The 18,649-nt window shown below is 33.8% G+C and carries 16 protein-coding genes; all 16 read left to right on the top strand.

Features of this window, described 5'->3' with window-relative positions:
- Positions 1–67 precede the first annotated feature (67 nt).
- The 16 genes from acsn021_RS14660 to acsn021_RS14585 all read left to right on the top strand — a co-directional run bounded on the left by acsn021_RS14660 (position 68) and on the right by acsn021_RS14585 (position 18,555).
- Complete coding sequence (locus acsn021_RS14660; RefSeq protein ID WP_184094185.1) at positions 68–1,348, top strand: radical SAM/SPASM domain-containing protein; 1,281 nt, start codon at positions 68–70, stop codon at positions 1,346–1,348.
- A gap of 10 nt (positions 1,349–1,358) precedes the next feature.
- On the top strand, positions 1,359–2,396 hold the full coding sequence (locus acsn021_RS14655) for a radical SAM/SPASM domain-containing protein (protein WP_184094183.1): 1,038 nt from the start codon (positions 1,359–1,361) through the stop codon (positions 2,394–2,396).
- A gap of 54 nt (positions 2,397–2,450) precedes the next feature.
- Entirely contained in the window at positions 2,451–2,624 is a 174-nt protein-coding gene (locus acsn021_RS14650; RefSeq protein WP_184094181.1) for a hypothetical protein, read from the top strand.
- 193 nt (positions 2,625–2,817) lie between these two features.
- Positions 2,818–3,846 (top strand): S8 family serine peptidase, encoded by a 1,029-nt coding sequence (locus tag acsn021_RS14645; protein WP_184094179.1) that lies wholly within the window; start codon positions 2,818–2,820, stop codon positions 3,844–3,846.
- On the top strand, positions 3,821–5,548 hold the full coding sequence (locus tag acsn021_RS14640) for an ABC transporter ATP-binding protein (RefSeq protein WP_184094177.1): 1,728 nt from the start codon (positions 3,821–3,823) through the stop codon (positions 5,546–5,548). The genes acsn021_RS14645 and acsn021_RS14640 overlap by 26 nt, the downstream gene beginning before the upstream one ends.
- Before the next feature lie 135 nt (positions 5,549–5,683).
- Positions 5,684–6,358: an ABC transporter ATP-binding protein gene (locus acsn021_RS14635; protein WP_184094174.1), complete on the top strand. Its 675-nt coding sequence runs from the start codon at positions 5,684–5,686 to the stop codon at positions 6,356–6,358.
- The gene (locus tag acsn021_RS14630) at positions 6,355–8,811 is read left to right on the top strand and encodes an ABC transporter permease (protein ID WP_184094171.1); all 2,457 of its coding nucleotides are present in this window, start codon (positions 6,355–6,357) and stop codon (positions 8,809–8,811) included. Before acsn021_RS14635 ends, acsn021_RS14630 begins: the two co-directional genes overlap by 4 nt.
- A gap of 428 nt (positions 8,812–9,239) precedes the next feature.
- Positions 9,240–10,433, top strand: coding sequence for a quaternary amine ABC transporter ATP-binding protein (locus acsn021_RS14625; RefSeq protein ID WP_184094168.1), 1,194 nt, complete (start codon positions 9,240–9,242; stop codon positions 10,431–10,433).
- On the top strand, positions 10,426–11,268 hold the full coding sequence (locus acsn021_RS14620; RefSeq protein WP_184094166.1) for an ABC transporter permease: 843 nt from the start codon (positions 10,426–10,428) through the stop codon (positions 11,266–11,268). The genes acsn021_RS14625 and acsn021_RS14620 overlap by 8 nt, the downstream gene beginning before the upstream one ends.
- Positions 11,269–11,381: 113 nt before the next feature.
- On the top strand, positions 11,382–12,242 hold the full coding sequence (locus acsn021_RS14615; protein WP_184094163.1) for a glycine betaine ABC transporter substrate-binding protein: 861 nt from the start codon (positions 11,382–11,384) through the stop codon (positions 12,240–12,242).
- Positions 12,243–12,628: 386 nt separating this feature from the next.
- A complete protein-coding gene (locus acsn021_RS14610; RefSeq protein ID WP_184094160.1) occupies positions 12,629–13,840 on the top strand; it encodes a BaiN/RdsA family NAD(P)/FAD-dependent oxidoreductase in 1,212 nt (403 codons plus the stop codon).
- Positions 13,841–13,883: 43 nt separating this feature from the next.
- The gene (locus acsn021_RS14605; RefSeq protein ID WP_184094157.1) at positions 13,884–15,494 is read left to right on the top strand and encodes an NAD(P)/FAD-dependent oxidoreductase; all 1,611 of its coding nucleotides are present in this window, start codon (positions 13,884–13,886) and stop codon (positions 15,492–15,494) included.
- 66 nt (positions 15,495–15,560) lie between these two features.
- Positions 15,561–16,412: a glutamate 5-kinase gene (proB, locus tag acsn021_RS14600; RefSeq protein ID WP_184094154.1), complete on the top strand. Its 852-nt coding sequence runs from the start codon at positions 15,561–15,563 to the stop codon at positions 16,410–16,412.
- A 64-nt stretch (positions 16,413–16,476) separates the two neighbouring features.
- On the top strand, positions 16,477–16,686 hold the full coding sequence (locus acsn021_RS14595) for a DUF896 domain-containing protein (protein ID WP_184094151.1): 210 nt from the start codon (positions 16,477–16,479) through the stop codon (positions 16,684–16,686).
- Positions 16,686–17,252, top strand: coding sequence for a 5-formyltetrahydrofolate cyclo-ligase (locus tag acsn021_RS14590; protein WP_184094148.1), 567 nt, complete (start codon positions 16,686–16,688; stop codon positions 17,250–17,252). Before acsn021_RS14595 ends, acsn021_RS14590 begins: the two co-directional genes overlap by 1 nt.
- A gap of 58 nt (positions 17,253–17,310) precedes the next feature.
- The gene (locus acsn021_RS14585; protein ID WP_184094145.1) at positions 17,311–18,555 is read left to right on the top strand and encodes a glutamate-5-semialdehyde dehydrogenase; all 1,245 of its coding nucleotides are present in this window, start codon (positions 17,311–17,313) and stop codon (positions 18,553–18,555) included.
- Positions 18,556–18,649: the final 94 nt, after the last annotated feature.

Genomic DNA, 18,649 nt, shown 5'->3' with positions numbered 1-18,649 from the left:
TGTTAATATATAATCTTCTAAATAAGAACAACAAGTTTTTTTAAGTACATTTACGGAGGAGTGTATTATGGAAAGAACTATGGAATGTAATATCATAGAATGGAATAAGGATGTATCATTTCTTAAGTATAAAAACCGTGTTATTATAGGAAATAGATTTAATGGAAAGTGGCTAAAGATATCAAAAGAATGTTTTGATATCTTAGAGAAAATTATAGATTTAAAGTTAGATAGTAGAGAACTATTTGATGTGTTTGAAGATAAGGAAGATTGTGATTATTTTAGAATTTTAATAGATAAATTAGAAGAGGCAAAATGTTTTAAGGAAAGAAATGAAGAGCAAGAACATGAAATCGAATATATTTATTTTGCGCTGACGAATAGATGCAATCTAAATTGTATTCACTGTTCTGTAGATGCTAGTTCAAGATTAAGGGAGGAATATCTTGATACAAATGAAATTATATCCATTATAGATAAAATAATAAAAGTAAATGCGAAAGCAATCATCTTTACAGGTGGAGAACCACTAATAAGAAATGATTTTTTTGCAATTCTAGAGTACACGAGGAAACATTTTTCAGGGAAAATTATACTTATGACTAACGCTACATTAATTAATGAAAATAATGTTTCAGAATTAGCCCAAAATTTAGATTCAATTGATATAAGTTTAGATGGGGTGAATGAAGAAACTTGTTCTAGAATTAGAGGAAAGGGAGTCTTTAATAAAGTAGTTAGTGCAATAAAGCTATTACAACAAAACGGACTCACTGAGATATCAGTATCCATGGTTTTAAGCAAAATTAATGAACCACTATTAGATGATTTTTATAATTTAAATAAAAATTTGGGTACAACACCTGTGCCACGTGTATTTGCAGAACTAGGTAGAGGAAAAGAATCAAAAGATGAATTTATACCACAATCAGAACTATCAAGTTATGCAGGAATAAAAACAAAAGAAGAATATGATAAAGATAAACGTGAGTTATATGATACATTAAAGGTGTGCGATTGTAGAGCTTGCAAAACAAATTATACAATTAACTATGACGGAAATTTATATCCATGTGGTCTTTTAATTAATGATAAATATAAATTAGCAAATATGCGAGATATGCGAGATTTTAATTCTGTTTTGGAGTTTTCTGACAAACAAGCAATCCTAAATGTAGAAAATATTCAGCCAGATAACTATGAAAAATGTAAAGATTGTGAAATAAATATTTTTTGCTGGAGTTGTATCGAGTCAATTGATCAATTAGATGGGACAGAAGAGTTTACGAATCGATGTAATCGAATAAAAAATTATTTGATTGAAACAATATGGGAAAGTGAATACTAGGAGAAATATAATGCTTTTTAATATTTGGGTTACAACAAAGTGTAATATGAATTGTAGATATTGTTATGAAAAGCAACAGAAGAATGACAAAATTATGGATCAGAACATAGCTCAAAAGATTATATCTTTTATAAATACATCTGTTAAAAAGAAAGAAATGGATGAGCCTATCATCATTAATTTTCATGGTGGAGAGCCATTGCTTAATTTTGGGATTATTAAGTATATTACGAATTCTATAAGGCAAATGCTTGAAAAAAGAAAGCTGTATTTTGGAGTAACAACAAATGGGACTTTGTTAAATGATGAAATAATAGATTTCTTATGTGATAATTTCTCTTACTCACTCTCAATTAGTATTGATGGTTATAAGGAAGTGAATGATTATAATCGGATTTTATTTAATGGACAAGGGGTACATAATCTTATAATCCATCATATTGAAAAACTATTAGAAAAAAGTAATGATGTACGTGCAAGAATGACTTTCACATCAGAGACGGTAAAGTATTTATATGATTCAGTGAATTACTTATACAACTTAGGATTTAAAGTAATTGTTCCGGTAGCGGATTATTTTGATTCACATTGGAATCATGAATCGATTCAATGTTTAGCTAAAGAGTTAGAAAAAATCTATGCTCAGTTTCCGTTTTCCAAACGTGTGAAAGAAGATCTCGTATTAGGGTTAATCAGAGATAATAATGTAAGATTCAAGAATGGGTTATGTGATCCAAAAAATTGTGCAGTTAATATTAATTATGATGGGTTACTGTATCCTTGTTCTTATGTGGTGAATGATGAGAATTATGCTATTGGTGATGTGGTAACTGGTATCGAAATGGAAAAACTAGAATTTATTTATACCTTATCAAAAGCAGCGAATGAAGAGTGTAGTGGATGTACTAATTATGATTATTGTGTCTCTACTCGTTGTAAGTTAATGAATAAGGTAATGACCGGTGATTTTAATAAAGCCTCACCAGTATTTTGCAATATAGAAAATATTGTTTTAGAATATGCTGATAAATACTATTTGTTAGGTTAATTACGGTAAATTGAAATATAATTCAAATACATAAAAAGAAGGGATGGTATTAAAATGAGTTTAAAAGTTAAGAAAATCAATGATAAGGTGAATGGTTTAGATGTAAAGGGCCAAGGTTGTGATAATGATTGTCCAAAGGGATATTGGTCAGGGAATAATAATAAGTTAGCTGTGGGTTGTAAATGGAATGTAACTAAACCTACTGCACAAATTCTAGGTGTTTGGTAATATTTTAAGGAGTAAGTAACATAATTATTTGTGAATTATATTTCATTTTATATATGGAACGCTAATTAGTTCTAAACAATTTTATTAGATAAACACAGGGGTATTTCTTAAATGAGAAATACCTTCTGTGTTAATCAATCATTTGCTATGCTTTTCATTAATTATGGATTCGAAAGGATAAATAGAATTACATATGCTAAATAGAACACAAGAAAATACAATTGCTATTATTGACAGTGGAATCGATACAGAAAATCACATATTGATGAAATGTGTTCAAGGTGGAGTCACAATCAAAAATGGTGAAATATTAAGTGGTTTCTATGATGAGAATGGACATGGAACAAAATGCGTATCGACCATAATGAAATATTGTAAGGATGCTAATTATTTCATAATAAAAGTATTAAATAAAGATATGGAAGGCACAGGGAATGACATTATTCATGCTTTGAACTATATAAAAGAATCAAAGATAAAAATAATAAATTTAAGTTTATCAACAAGCAATAGATACTATAAACGTGACTTTGAAGAAATATGTGGTGAGTTAAAAGAAAATGGAAAGATTGTAATAGCATCAAAGGATAATAGCCTTTCTAATAGAAGTTATCCGTCTTCTTGTAAAAATGTTATAGGTGTTCTAGGAGGTATATATTTACCGGAAAACGAATTTTGGTATAACAATTCATACAAATTCCAAGCAGTTTCAAGTTCTGTTCCAAAATTGACATTAAGTTTAAATAATCAATATGAAATGTTTTCAGGAAATAGTAAAGCTTGCGCTATTTTTACAGGTATTATATTTAATCAATTATCTACTTATGATTTTGATAGTAAGGAAATAGATAGTATTCTACGACAAGCGGCAGTGAAGAGAAAGTGGAGCTATCAGTCTATTAATAATAATATATCATACACGATAGACTATGAAGAAAAAGTAAATGTAAATCAGAAGATTTTAGATAAAATCAAATCTGTTATTAAGGACGTATTAGAATTAGATTTAGAAAGAGTTAAATTGTTAGATCAATATATTCTTTTTTATCACAATATAGGTTTAAATTACAAAAACTGTATTAATTTACTTGATAAATTGGAAAGAGAATTTAGTATTAAGATAAATTATGAAGATGTAAGTTTTTTTGATTGTCTATCAATTTATTCATTGAAAAATCTTGTTCAAAGGAGTTCATATGAGAAGCCATACAAAGAAGGATAATATAGAATATCATTTTATTATAGAATATTTCAGAAAATATTTAAAGAGCCACTTAGTAGCCTTTTTCTTTTATATATTAACAGTATTATTTAATTTATCGATTGCTTATGTAATGATGCAAGTACTTGATAAAGCTATTGTGAATCGTCAAATGAATGATTTGATATTTTATCTATTATGCTATTTGATCGGAAGTATGTTATTAAATGTACTTCAAGTTACAATAGATTATATTTATGATAAAATTGGTAAAAAAATATTAGTTACTTTAAGAATTTCTGTGTTAAAACACTTATTTAAATTAGATGGTGAGTCGCTGACAGAACTCAATACAGGCTTTATGTTATCTATTATGCATAGTGATATACCATTATTAGAAACAGTTTTAACAAAAATGTTTCCTAGTATCATAATAAGTGTCTTAACATCGATTGGATTTATTTTATTATTGTTGTTTGTTCAACCTTTTTTATTATTAATAATATTATTTTTTGAAGTGCTTACATTTTTTGTACAGAAGAAAATTGGAGATTATGTGAAAAACATTAATGAAGAGTTTATTAATAATAATACAAAAAGTTATTCGATTTTACAAGAGATATTTTCTAATGCAAAAAATGTAATCATTATGAAAGGTATTCTGTTTTTTACTCACAAATTTTTAAGTAATGAGAGAAATTTGATGAAATCTGACTTAAAGCTGGAAGTGTCGCAGACAGTATCAAATGCAGCTAACAATGCTTGTAATGCTTTAACCAATTTTATCGTTTTGGGTATTGGAGGATATATGGTATTGAAGAATAAGATTACAATTGGAGGACTTGTAATGTTTTTAAACTATTCAGGACGTTTGCTATCGCCAATTAGTGTAATTAGTCAAAGTTATATCCAATATCAACAAGCTAAAATATCAATTAATAGAATTCTAAATTTTATGAATCATTCAACGAAATCCAAACATAATGGTATTCAAGAAAATGATTTTAAAGGAGATATAACTTTTCACAATGTTAATTTTGCATATAAAGACAAGAGAGTCTTAATGAACATCAATCTCGAGGCATTAAACGGTAAAGTGACTAATATAATTGGTGCAAGTGGGTCTGGCAAAACCACGCTTATCAATCTGCTTATGAGATTTTGGGATATCAATTCAGGGATAATAACAATTGATGGAATCAACATCAAAGATTTTAATTTATCTTATTTGCGGAATAAAATATCAGTAGTATCGCAAGATGTAATAATGTTCGATGATACTATTCTAAATAATTTAATTTTGAAACAAAAAATAGATATGGATGAAGTAATAAAATGTTTAGAAATGGCGGATGCATATGATTTTATTATGGCATTACCGAATCAGTTAGATACGATGATAGGAGAAAAGGGAGTAACAGTATCTGGAGGACAAAGGCAAAAACTAGCATTAGCGAGAGCTTTGTTACTGAATTCACCAATTATAATATTTGATGAAGTTACAGCTTCGTTGGACAATGTCTCTGCTAAAAAAATCGAAAATACTATTCTAAAGTTATGCCCGAATAAGACGATTATTATTATTACACATAAGCTTTCTATCTCTAAACTATCTGATTATATATATGTACTTGATGATGGGTCTATTGTAGAAAGCGGGACACATGAGGAATTAATCATTTTACCAAACGGGATATATTCACATATGTATTCTATGAAATAATATCGGTGTATGAATTGTAATCATTCAGGATAATTTTTTACTTTAATTACATTTTAAGCTATACTGAGTAGTGTATGGTGGTTCATTTCAAATTTTTAGAAAGGAAAGTATGTTATTTATATTACATATAGAATAATGATGCTAGAAGTAGTTAATTTAAAAAAATATTATAACGGTAATCAGGCTGTTATAAAAGCCGTTGATAAAGTAGATTTTGTTGTTGAGCAAAAACAATTTGTATGCATTATAGGGAAATCTGGTAGTGGAAAAAGTACACTACTTAATCTTTTGGCAGGGCTTGAAATACCGGCCGAGGGAGAAGTAAATATAAACGGAATCAATATATATAAATTAAGTAAGGATGATTTAACCAAGTTTCGTAGAAGACATATAGGATTTATATTTCAAAATTTCAATTTACTTCCAATGCTTAATGTGATGGAGAATATTATATTGCCCCTCTCCCTTGATAATAAAATACCGGATGAAGAGTATTTAAAACAAATGATTGAATTATTAGCAATTGAAGATAAAGTCGATGAATTCCCAAGTACACTTTCAGGAGGACAGCAACAAAGAGTAGCAATTGCCAGAGCGTTGGTTATCAAACCGACCATTTTGTTTGCGGATGAACCTACCGGTAATTTGGATAAGAAGACAGGGGAGGAGGTAATTTCCTTATTACAGAGTGTTGCAAAACAGCTCAACCAAACCATTGTTATGGTAACGCATGATTTAGATATAGCTAACAAAGCTGATCGAGTCATTACATTAGAAGATGGTAAAATAATAGAGGATAGAATTTTATGAGAATAGATAAGAATCCCAAACGTGTTTTAAGAAAACTTACGCAGAGATATCTAATGAATAATCGATTACTGAATTTATTTGCAATATCAGGAATTGTACTAACATGCATCCTATTTACCTGTGTATTTAATGTGGTTTTATCTATAAACGCCTCTATCAAATCGCAAATGATTGAAGAGGTTGGCAGCAGTGATAGTGGAAGTTTCGATTATCTTACATTAAATCAGGTGGAAAAGTTAAAACAGAACAAGAAAATTCAATCGAGTCATATCATTTATAGTTTGGGAAATATAGAAAATAAGGAATTGAATACAAATTTTACTACTACTACTTATTTTTTTTCGACTGAGCATTTTAAAGAATATAAAAATCTAAAAATGAGTAGTATGGAAGGAAGATACCCGGAGAAAAGTAATGAGGTCATGTTAAGTACTACCATGTTAAAACAATTAGATATCGAGCCTATTATTGGGACAGAGATAGAATTAAAAATTGCATTTCAAGAGCATGTACTTGACAAAAAGTTTATTTTATCTGGGGTCTATGAGTATAATATATTTGAGGATTTACAATTAGTGTTTGTGTCAGATAATTTCATAAATACTACCAATATATACGAAAATAAAGCCATATACTTTCTATTTGTTAATCTTAAACATAATAATAACCTAGCAGAAAAATTTATAGATATAATAATAGAAAGTGGTTATAACAATAGTGAAAATGACAGGATAGATTACACAATCAATCCTGTATACAGTAAACATATGTTTTTGGAAAGTGGAACAGTTGTTATTGTATTCTCGTTTATTCTATTTATTGTGTTATCAGGATACTTGATAATATTTAATGTATTTAACATATCAATACTTAATAACATTAAATTTTATGGACAATTGAGATCAATCGGATTTACATCAAAGCAAATAAAAGCATTTATTATAAAACAAGGTTTGTATCTTACCGGGATAGCTTTACCGATAGGATTCTTTTTTGGGTACTTGATAGGAAATATATTATTGCCGATTATTATGCAAATAACAGAAATTAATGCTCAAATTAGCATGAATAAATACATATTTATTTTTGCAGGTGTATTTACGGTAATTACGGTATATCTTAGTTTACTGACTCCTGCCAAATGTGCAAATAAAATGTCATCAACAGAAGCTCTAAGCATGAATGGAGTAAAAAAAAGAAGAAGATTTGATATCAGTAAAAAGCTCCATATTCATAATCTAGCACTGCTTAATCTCCTAAGAAAACCAAAACAATTTCTGATAATTATTATTTCTTTGTCTCTAATGCCTATAATTCTTAGTTTGGTGATTACTTTTGTTAGTGGTTTTGATTATGAAAGCTATATGAGCCGCTTTGTGAGTTCTGATTTTATTGCTGCACACGTTAATTATTTTAAGTCAGAATATAATGGTAGTAGTGTAGTAGATGAGGATTTCATAAACTATATAAATACGATGGATATCAAAGAAGCAGGAGCAATTTACTATGATAAATCTTATGGTAGAATCATTGATCTGAATGGTTTTGAACGTGTAAAAGAAGATATATTTCATACACCATATGACAATATAGATTATGATATTGATCTTTATGGCTATGATGACTTCCTGCTTTCTAAATTTGAAGTGATTAATGGAGAACTGAACAAAGATGTACTAAAGTCAGGTACTTCTATCATTGAAATAATAGAAGTGGATGACTATAACGAGCCAGATTTAAGTACTATGAGGTTTAAAGTAGGTGATTATATTGATGTCTATTACGATAATCAATTTGTTAAAACATATACAGTAATTGCACAAGTTAAGAAGATTAGCAATTTTTCAGAATTAAGTGGTACCTTAGACTTTATTGCTAGATTGGCATTGCCTAGTGAAGAATATTTAAAGATAGCCCCGACACCACATAAAATGAGTTATATCTTTAATGTTCCAGCTTCTAAGCTGAGAGAGATTCAGTCAAAATTAACGGAATATGTGAAGAATGAAAATGAAGCTATGAGAATTAAATCTAAGTTAGAGTTTGAAAAGCAGTATGAAGAGGCAAAAAATGCATTTCTAATACCAGGAGTATTTTGTGCAATCTTAGTGGGTCTTATTGGAATTATTAATTATATTAATGTATTTATTACCAGTATATTAAGCAGAAAAGATGAACTTATTATATTAGATAAAATGGGAATGATAGGATCGCAGCGTAAAATGATGCTTATATTGGAAGGGGTTTTCTATACTATCGTTAGTTCAATAGCATTTGTTCTAGTGAGTAGTGTTGTTAATCTAAGTGCGCTAAGATATATAATGGATCAGCTGTGGCTAACCAAGTATCAGTTTAAAGCTTATTCCATATTCCTTTGTATACCTATCTATCTTATCATATCGATTGTAACTCCACTTATTATCGATAAAGTGGTAATGAAAAAAGAATATTGACAGTTTTGTTACTTCTCACAGGGTTTGCGTACTTTTTTAGTTAATGGGAGTCTAAAAGGAGGATAATATCCTCCTTTTAGACTCCCATTTGCTACGTTCTTTTATTTCTTGATTATGTTTTATGTAATAATTTTTGAAGTGCGATTTTCCTTTATAATCCTTATAAACACATGTAATTCAGATAATAAAACTGGTATTTCTAAAAACTCAAACAGGTATCTTCCTTGACAATTATATGTGAGTATGTTATATTTTCAAAGTAACAACTTTAATAAAAATGGAAGTTGCTTGTTGTATTTGATTGTGTGCGTGTACAAATGAGTTTGTAATATCAAAGGGGAAGAACTGATATATTAGGCACTCCGGATGCAAAATAAAAGGAAAGGATAGGTATAATCCTGCTATGGCAGAGTTATACAAGGTGGGATATGACGAAAGTAGAAATAAAGAACCTTTATAAAATCTTTGGGCCTACACCACATAAAGTCTTAACCCGTTTAAAAGAAGGGAAAAGTAAAAAAGAAATATTAAAAGAAACAGAACATGGAATTGGTGTTAATAATGCCAATTTTTCAGTGGAAGAAGGAGAAATATTTGTCGTTATGGGGCTTTCCGGCAGTGGGAAGTCAACTCTGATAAGATGTCTGAATCGTCTGATTGAACCAACCTCTGGTGAAGTCTATATTGATAATCAAAACATATTAGAATGTGATAAAGCAAATCTACGGGCTGTCAGGCGAGAAAAAATTGGTATGGTATTTCAGAATTTTGCATTGCTGCCACATAGAACCATTGAGGAAAATGTAGCTTTCGGTCTTGAAATTCAGGGTGTAAATCAGGAGGTTCGGATGCAAAAAGCAGTAGAATCGCTAGAGCTTGTAGGCTTAAAAGGATATGAAAAGTCAATGCCCTCAGAATTAAGCGGGGGTATGCAGCAGCGTGTAGGTTTGGCAAGAGCACTTGCGACAGACCCGGATATTCTGTTGATGGATGAAGCCTTTAGTGCCTTAGATCCTTTAATCCGAAAAGAAATGCAGGATGAATTGTTATCCTTACAGACCAAAATGCATAAAACAATTATATTTATAACCCATGATTTGGATGAAGCCTTAAAAATAGGTGACCGAATTGCAATTATGAAAGATGGGGTTATTGTACAGATTGGAACACCGGAAGATATCTTAAAATACCCTGCCAATGACTATGTCAGGGAGTTTGTTCAAGGTGTTAACCGCGTAAAAGTAGTAACAGCCAGATCTATTATGAAGCCTACGGAAACCATCGTTTTTTCCAAGGATGGAGCCAGAGTAGCTGTCAGAAAGATGAAGGAGGCGAATATATCCAGTGTTTTTGTAGTGGATAAACAGCGGACTCTAAAAGGCATTGTTACAATTGAAGATACTATGGGACTTATTAATTCTAATAAAGATGACCTGAGTGAAATCATTGATGAAAATGTTCAGGTAGTCTCTCCGGATACTCTAATTGAAGAACTGATTCCGCTATTTATAAATTCTAAATATCCCATTGTGGTAACAGATGATGAACGTAAAATCTTGGGTATTATATTCAAGGTTTCTGTTCTTGCAGGTATTTTAGGAGAGGAGGAGGAACATGTATAGACTGCCTATTGGTAATTATGTAGAAAGCGGAGTGGATTGGCTGACCAATAATTTGTCTCCTTTTTTCGGCGGTATAAAAGCCGCAATTGAAGCAATAATCAACGGATTTGAATTCATTTATATCGGTATACCTTTTGTTATTATGTTGTTATTAGTAGGGATACTTGCGTATATTACTGCGGGCAAAAAGACAGCTATCTTTTCTATAGTCGGCTCTCTTATTATATACTCCATAGATTTATGGAAATTGACTATGAAAACTTTTGCACTGGTTACGACAGCAACGGTTATTGCTCTTATCATCGGAATTCCCCTTGGAATATGGATGTCCAGAAGCAACCGTTTAAATAAAATCATGAGACCGATTCTTGACTTTATGCAGACCATGCCGGCCTTTGTATATCTGATTCCTGCGGTATACTTTTTTGATTTGGGTCCGGTACCGGGTGCAGTAGCAACGATAATATTTGCAATGCCGCCGATTGTAAGACTTACGAGTCTTGGTATAAGGCAGGTACCGGCAGATGTTATTGAAGCTTCACGTTCTTTCGGCTCGACACCAAGTCAAATGCTGTTTAAAGTACAGATACCTCTGGCAATGCCAACCATATTGGCAGGTCTTAATCAGACCATTATGCTATCCCTGTCCATGGTAGTAATATCTGCTATGATTGGTTCAGGCGGATTGGGAGATATCGTATTAAAAGGTATATCCCAGATGAAAATCGGTGATGGTTTTGAAGGCGGGCTGGCTGTTGTGATTCTGGCTATGATACTAGATAGAATTACCCAGGGAATCGGAAAGTCCAAAGCTGCAAAATCAAGAAAACAGTAGAATATAAAAAAGCTGGTGTGAACTATAAGTAATTTTACACACTTAACTTGTAACTAGGTAAAAATGTTGGTGCGTAAACGCAGGAGCGTTTATTTGCACAGATTGGAGTTACTATGAAAAAAATTTTAACACTTGTTTTAGCCCTTGTTTTAACCACTGGTTTAATTACAGGATGTTCTACCTCGGGCAAGACAGATGAAAAGAAAATTAAAATTGGATATGTTAACTGGGCTGAAGGAATTGCCATGACCAACCTTGCTGCAGCAATATTGGAAGAGAAGTTAGGATATGAAGTTGAAATGGTGTTGGCGGATGTAGCACCGGTATTCACTTCCTTGGCAAGTGGTAATACGGATGTATTTTTAGACACCTGGCTGCCGGTTACCCATGGGGAATACTTAGAAAAATATGGTAAGGATATTGTGGATTTGGGAATATCTTATGAAAATGCTTTGATAGGTCTTGTTGTACCATCCTATGTAGAGGCGGATACCATAGAAGAACTAATAGAACAAAAGGAAACCTTTGGCGGAAAGATTATTGGTATTGACTCCGGAGCCGGAATTATGTCTGCAACGGAAAAAGCCATTGAAGCATATGGTTTGGACTATGAGCTTGTCAACGGCAGTGGTCCTGCAATGACAGCAGCATTAAAAAAAGCGATTAATAATAACGAAGCTATTGTTGTAACCGGATGGACACCCCACTGGATGTTTTCTAGCTGGGATTTAAAGGTATTAAAAGATTCCAAAGGAATCTACGGAGAAGCTGAGAATATCCATATCTATAGTAGAAAGGGTTTTGAAGAAGACAAGACAGAGGCGGCAAAATTCTTTCAAAAGTATACGTTTACAGATGAAGTATTATCAGACCTGATGGGAGCTATTGAAGAAAGCGGAAAAGATCCTCTTGAAACTGCAAAAGAGTGGATGAATAACAATGAGAGCCAGGTAAACAGCTGGCTTGGTAAATAATTATTATTAGTTTAAATTATAGTAATATATAATTCTTAAAAAAAGTATTAGGTTCCTTTATATATTGTATTCAATGTATAAAGGTAATTATATGGAATACAGGCATTAATAGGAGCTGTACACGAAGTAGTTCGTGTGCAGTTCTATTTAATTTATGGGTTATTCTTACCGCACTTAAAAAAGTATACAAGCAAGATTACTTTATAAGAATTATACTTGCCTCCATTGCTTAAGAAATCTGTATAAACCCTTGACTTATTGGCTGTTTTCGTTCAAAATATCGAGTACAGTATAAATTAATCCTGTTTACATTCAGGTTTCTATCTATTAAAATGAATAAAAATAATATTATTTAGAATAAATCAAAGGTTAAGAGGAGAAGCATTATGAATCATGTCATAATCGTAGGTGGGGGAGCCTCAGGATTAATGGCGGCGATTATGGCAGCCAGAAAAAAGAACAAGGTAACAATATTAGAACATAAAGAAAAACCGGGCAAAAAGATACTTGCCACCGGTAACGGTAAATGCAATTATACAAATCTAATCCAAGAACCGGATTGCTATAGGGGGAAGGATGCTTTCTTTGCACTAAAAGTAATAAACCAGTTTGATGTTGAAAAGACCCTGGATTTCTTTCTGGATTTAGGCGTCTATCCAAAAATAAAAAATGGGTATGTGTATCCCAATTCGGAACAGGCAGCTTCTGTTGCAGAAGCCCTGCTAATAGAGGCAAAACTACTTAAAATAAATATACATTGTGATGTCCATGTAGAGAAAATTAAGAAAAATGCGGATGGCTTTTTGATTCATACCACCAAAGGAAAGTATACTGGTGATAAGGTGATTCTGGCAGCTGGGGGCTGTGCTTCGCCAAGTCACGGTTCTGACGGAAGTGGTTTTACACTGGCAAAGTTGTTAGGACATACAATAATCAAGCCTTTGCCGGCACTAGTACAGCTAAAGTCAGGAGAAAAGTATTTTAAAACTTTGGCAGGCGTGCGTGTGGAAGGGACTATTAAACTTTTCGGAAATCATACTATATTAGCAGAGGAAAAAGGGGAAGTCCTACTAGCAGCCTATGGTGTATCCGGAATACCTGTTATGCAGGTAAGCCGATTTGCGGCAAATGCACTGGAGAAAAAGCAAACGGTAGAATTAGTGATTGATTTTTTACCCCAGTTTAAACTGTCGGAATTACTTGAATTGTTACGGAGCCGAGTAGATCGTAATAAAGAGAAAACCATAGAGCAGGTATTTATCGGTCTTTTAAATAATAAACTGGCTTATGTCTGTATGAATCAGACAGGAATAAAGCCAGAGCAGCCATGTAATGAGGTGAAACAGAAACAGTTACAAGCCATTGCAAAGCAACTAAAGGAATGGCGGATACCTATTAATGATACGAACACTTTTGAACAAGCACAGGTTAGTGCAGGCGGAGTTGCTGTGGCAGAAATTAATCAGGATACCATGGAATCAAAGATTGTTAGAGGGCTTTATTTTGCTGGTGAAATAATGGATGTAGACGGTACCTGCGGCGGTTATAATCTGCAATGGGCCTGGTCCAGCGGAGCAGTTGCCGGCATGCAGGTGTGAATTTATGATTTATGCGTCCAAAGGTCGCAGATGGGAGCAAAATATGATTCAATTATCTCAATTAAAACTTAAAATAGATCATACGGAAGAAGAATTAAAAGCTTTAATAGCCAAACAGCTTAAGCTTCCGCTAAGTCAGATAACTGACTATAAAATAGTTAAAAAATCCATCGATGCCAGGAAGAAAAAAGAATTATCTTATGTCTATAACGTGGAAGTTACCATTCAGGGCGAGGATAAACTTAAAAAAAGAATTCATAGCCCTGGCATTATCTTTGGGGAGAGACCAACTTATCAATTTATACCGGAAGGAAGAAAAGAGCTTTTGAATCGTCCGGTAATTGTAGGGTGCGGACCCGCAGGACTTTTTTGTGGTCTGATGCTTGCCAGAAACGGTTATCGTCCATTGCTCATTGAACGCGGAGATGAAGTAGACAAAAGGGTTAAGGCAGTGGAGGGGTTTTGGAGCAGTAATGAGCTAGATACGGAGTCCAACGTGCAGTTTGGAGAAGGGGGTGCTGGTACCTTTTCTGACGGAAAACTAAATACTTTGGTAAAGGATGCAGCCGGGAGAAATAGAAAAGTTCTTGAAGTGTTTACTGAGCATGGTGCACCGGAGGAAATCTTATATTTTAACAAACCTCATATAGGTACAGATAGGCTTAGGGAAGTTGTAAAAGGAATCCGGGAAGAAATTATAGCCCTTGGGGGTGAAGTAAGATTTCGTACTTGCCTGACAGATATACAGCTAGAACAGGGAAGAGTAACCGGGATAGAATTAAATCATAAAGAGCAGATTAATTGCCAGGTGCTGGTGCTGGCTATCGGGCATAGTGCAAGGGATACTTTCCGGCTATTTCATGACAGAGGGCTGAAATTAACACCGAAATCCTTTGCTATTGGTGTAAGAGTGGAGCACCCACAGGAGTTAGTCAGCAAAAATCAGTATGGAGAGCTATTTCATAAACTGCCGGCAGCAGATTACAAATTAGCATATAATTCTTCTACCGGACGCAGTGTCTACTCATTTTGTATGTGTCCCGGTGGTTTTGTCGTGAATTCTTCTTCTGAACTTGGAGGAATCGCTGTTAATGGTATGAGTAATCATGCCAGGGATGAAAGAAATGCCAACAGTGCTCTGATTGTTACAGTTACACCTAAGGATTTTCCGATAATGGAACCAGGGATGGAGGCTTTGGCAGGAGTAGAATTCCAAAGAATATGGGAGAAAAAAGCATATCGGGCAGGACGAGGTCTTGTACCGGTCCAATTATATGGAGACTTGTGCAATAACCGGGAGAGTGCTACAATAGGTCATATCATACCAAACCTAAAAGGAAAGTATACGTTAGCAAATTTAAATGAATGTTTACCGGATTATGTAACAGAAACCTTAATAGAAGGCATAAAAACGTTTGACCGGATAATACCGGGTTATGCCGATGAAGAAGCAGTTCTGTCAGGCGTTGAGACAAGAACCTCATCACCGCTTAGGATTGAAAGAAATGATCATTTTGAAGCAGATATAACAGGAATATATCCTTGTGGAGAAGGAGCAGGCTATGCAGGGGGAATTACTTCAGCCGCTATGGATGGTATAAAGGTATTTGAAGCAATCGGCAGTACTTTCAGCAATAAGGGTATTTGCATATAATAATCATGTAACAGCCGTTTCCTAATTGTGGTGTATATCAGGCTACGGGGCAGAAAGGAATAAAAGGTGGACAGTAATAGAAGCGGTATAAAACAAAAGCAGAGGATAGTTATAAAAATCGGTTCTTCCTCTTTAACCCATTCGGAGACAAATCGTGTTAATTTATCTAAAATGGAAAAATTGGTAAGAATATTAACGGACTTAAGAAATCAGGGAAAGGATATTATTCTAGTATCCTCCGGAGCAATAGCGGTTGGACGGGAGGCACTTGGCATACAGGAAAGGCCAAAGCAAAAAGAGGTAAAACAGGCTTGTGCGGCTGTTGGTCAGGCACGCCTCATGATGGTTTATCAAAAGCTTTTTGCAGAATATAACGCAGTACCAGCGCAAATTCTAATGACAAAGTATACCATGATAAATGATATCAGCAGAGAGAATGCTCAAAATACTTTTGAGGAACTACTTCGCATGGGCGTGATACCTATTGTTAATGAGAACGATACAGTATCTACAGACGAGATTGAATTTGGAGATAATGATACCTTATCTGCCATTGTTACAGCTCTGGTAAAGGCAGATCTTCTAATTCTATTATCTGATATTGATGGACTTTATACAGATGACCCCAGAAGTAACAAAGAAGCAGAATTCATTGATTATGTTGAGATTATTGATGAAAAGTTAAGTAGTATGGCAAAGGATTCTAAAACCACTGTTGGAACCGGCGGAATGGCTACAAAGATTTCAGCTGCAAAAATTGCAACAGACGCAGGTGCAGATATGATCATTGCCAATGGAGAGGATTTCTCCATAATTCAGGAAATAATGGGAAATAAGAAAGTAGGAACACTATTTAAGGCTCATAAAAGTAAAGAATTTCAATTGATGGATTATATAAAAACCACACAGTATCAATAATAAACTATAAAGATATGAAACCCCTGATGTGTACGTGACCAGAGGTCGCAGAAAGGAGCTAGACATGGAAGAAAGCAGATTAGCAAGAATTAATGAACTATATAAAAAGTCCAAGGAGATTGGTTTAACGGAAGCAGAAAAAACGGAGCAGGCTGAGTTAAGAAGTGAATACATTCAGGCAATTCGTAAGAACCTAAGAGGTACACTCAATCAAATATCCTTATTAAATCCCGATGGTTCGGTAACAGAATTGTCTAAGAAAGAAAAACACTAATGACAAAGCAGCAAATTCGTTTACACATAAAAGATTTAAAAGAAGGTCTTACACTTTCTGATATAGAGAATTACAGCCAGCAAATGTCAAGTGTATTCTTAGATTCTATAGAGTATAAGCAGAGCAGCAGATTGTTCTGTTATGCCTCGTTTAATCAGGAAGTCAGAACCTTTCCTATCATAAAAAAGGCTCTTGCTGATAGGAAAAGCGTTGCGGTACCAAAAGTTTTAGGAGATGTAATCCGTTTTTTTGAAATTCATTCTTTGGAGGAATTATACCCCGGTAAGCTGGGTATTCCAGAGCCTGATAAACAGCCAGAAGCATATCCAGAAGCTAAAAAAGATAACGTGATTTTAGTACCTGGGCTTGCTTTTGATAAAAAAGGGAACCGTATTGGATATGGAAAGGGTTACTATGATAAATACTTTGCGGAATATGAGGAAGTTAACTGGATAAAAATAGCACTCGCCTATGATTTTCAGGTAATGAATCGGGTTCCATCAGAGGAAAGAGACAAAAAGATTAATAGAATTATTACCCAGACCAAAGTGATTGAAATTCTTTAGCAAGAAGATAAGTTATGCAAAGGTAACAGTAAACAGTATGTTAGAGAGGATGGTTGATATGAAGTATTTAGAAGATATTGGAATGAAAGCAAGAAAAGCTGCAACCGTACTTAATACCTTAAAGCAAGAAGAAAAAAACCAAGGTTTACGTAAAGCCGCCAATGCCTTATTAACCCATGAGACAAAAATATTGGAAGCGAATGAGGCAGACATCATCCTTGGAAAAGAAAGCGGTATGTCAGAATCTTTGATTGACCGGCTTACTTTAGATCATGAACGAGTGGAAGGTATGGCAAAGGGCTTACTTGAGGTAGTTGCACTACAGGATCCTATTGGAGAAGTAATGTCTATGACAAACCGCCCAAATGGATTAACAATTGGACAGAAGAGAGTGCCTATTGGAGTAATTGGTATTATATATGAATCCAGACCCAATGTAACGGCCGATGCATTCGGATTATGCTTTAAAACCGGAAATGCAGTTATACTAAGAGGAGGAAGTGACGCGCTTCATTCTAATATTGCCATTGTAACCATTATCCGGGAGGCACTAGAAGAAGCTGGTCTTCCGCCGGATGCCGTGCAATTAATAGAGGATACGGATAGGGAAGTGGCAAGAGAATTTATGCGATTGAATAAATACATTGATCTTTTAATTCCCAGAGGTGGTGCAGGGCTTATACAGACAGTTGTTGAGAACAGTACAGTACCTGTCATTGAGACCGGAACCGGGAATTGCCATGTTTATGTTGATGAATATGCCGATTTCAATATGGCTTTAGACATTATAGATAATGCTAAAACCCAGCGTTTAAGCGTATGTAATACCTGTGAATCATTGGTTGTTCATAGTAAAGTGGCAGATAATTTTATTCCGCTTGTATATGACAGATTGACGCAAAAGCAGATTGTATTCCGTGCGGATGAGAGAGCAAGAGCCATCTGTAATGACATGGAACCAGCTACAGAAGAGGATTATGGAAAAGAATATCTAGATCGGCTGATATCCTTAAAAGTAGTAGATTCTATAGAAGAAGCAATTGAACATATAAATTTTTATAACACCAAGCACTCAGAGGCGATTATAACCAGCAAATATGAGAATGCCATGAAATTTTTAAATGAAATTGATGCAGCAGCCGTGTATGTCAATGCATCTACCCGTTTTACCGACGGCTCAGAGTTCGGATTTGGTGCAGAAATCGGCATTAGTACTCAGAAGCTGCATGCCAGAGGGCCTATGGGATTATTGGCATTGACCTCTACCAAGTATATTATTTTTGGAGAAGGTCAAATACGATGAATCTCCACTAGTGATAACGAATAAGGACATTCCAAATAAAGTGTAGAAGTTAGTATTGCTTATTATTTGGGATGTCCTGTTTATTTGCAGAGCT

The sequence above is a fragment of the Anaerocolumna cellulosilytica genome, from assembly GCF_014218335.1.
GTDB classification, from domain to species: domain Bacteria; phylum Bacillota; class Clostridia; order Lachnospirales; family Lachnospiraceae; genus Anaerocolumna; species Anaerocolumna cellulosilytica.
Note: the sequence above shows the minus strand (reverse complement) of the source record. Positions and strands in the feature narration are given on the sequence as shown.

Excerpts from the sequence above, each read along its gene's own strand:
- acsn021_RS14660 (WP_184094185.1), top strand. The coding sequence starts at position 68 with ATGGAAAGAACTATGGAATGTAATATCATAGAATGGAATAAGGATGTA.
- acsn021_RS14655 (WP_184094183.1), top strand. The coding sequence starts at position 1,359 with ATGCTTTTTAATATTTGGGTTACAACAAAGTGTAATATGAATTGTAGA.
- acsn021_RS14650 (WP_184094181.1), top strand. The coding sequence starts at position 2,451 with ATGAGTTTAAAAGTTAAGAAAATCAATGATAAGGTGAATGGTTTAGAT.
- acsn021_RS14645 (WP_184094179.1), top strand. The coding sequence starts at position 2,818 with ATGCTAAATAGAACACAAGAAAATACAATTGCTATTATTGACAGTGGA.
- acsn021_RS14640 (WP_184094177.1), top strand. The coding sequence starts at position 3,821 with ATGAGAAGCCATACAAAGAAGGATAATATAGAATATCATTTTATTATA.
- acsn021_RS14635 (WP_184094174.1), top strand. The coding sequence starts at position 5,684 with ATGATGCTAGAAGTAGTTAATTTAAAAAAATATTATAACGGTAATCAG.
- acsn021_RS14630 (WP_184094171.1), top strand. The coding sequence starts at position 6,355 with ATGAGAATAGATAAGAATCCCAAACGTGTTTTAAGAAAACTTACGCAG.
- acsn021_RS14625 (WP_184094168.1), top strand. The coding sequence starts at position 9,240 with ATGACGAAAGTAGAAATAAAGAACCTTTATAAAATCTTTGGGCCTACA.
- acsn021_RS14620 (WP_184094166.1), top strand. The coding sequence starts at position 10,426 with ATGTATAGACTGCCTATTGGTAATTATGTAGAAAGCGGAGTGGATTGG.
- acsn021_RS14615 (WP_184094163.1), top strand. The coding sequence starts at position 11,382 with ATGAAAAAAATTTTAACACTTGTTTTAGCCCTTGTTTTAACCACTGGT.
- acsn021_RS14610 (WP_184094160.1), top strand. The coding sequence starts at position 12,629 with ATGAATCATGTCATAATCGTAGGTGGGGGAGCCTCAGGATTAATGGCG.
- acsn021_RS14605 (WP_184094157.1), top strand. The coding sequence starts at position 13,884 with ATGATTCAATTATCTCAATTAAAACTTAAAATAGATCATACGGAAGAA.
- acsn021_RS14595 (WP_184094151.1), top strand. The coding sequence starts at position 16,477 with ATGGAAGAAAGCAGATTAGCAAGAATTAATGAACTATATAAAAAGTCC.
- acsn021_RS14590 (WP_184094148.1), top strand. The coding sequence starts at position 16,686 with ATGACAAAGCAGCAAATTCGTTTACACATAAAAGATTTAAAAGAAGGT.
- acsn021_RS14585 (WP_184094145.1), top strand. The coding sequence starts at position 17,311 with ATGAAGTATTTAGAAGATATTGGAATGAAAGCAAGAAAAGCTGCAACC.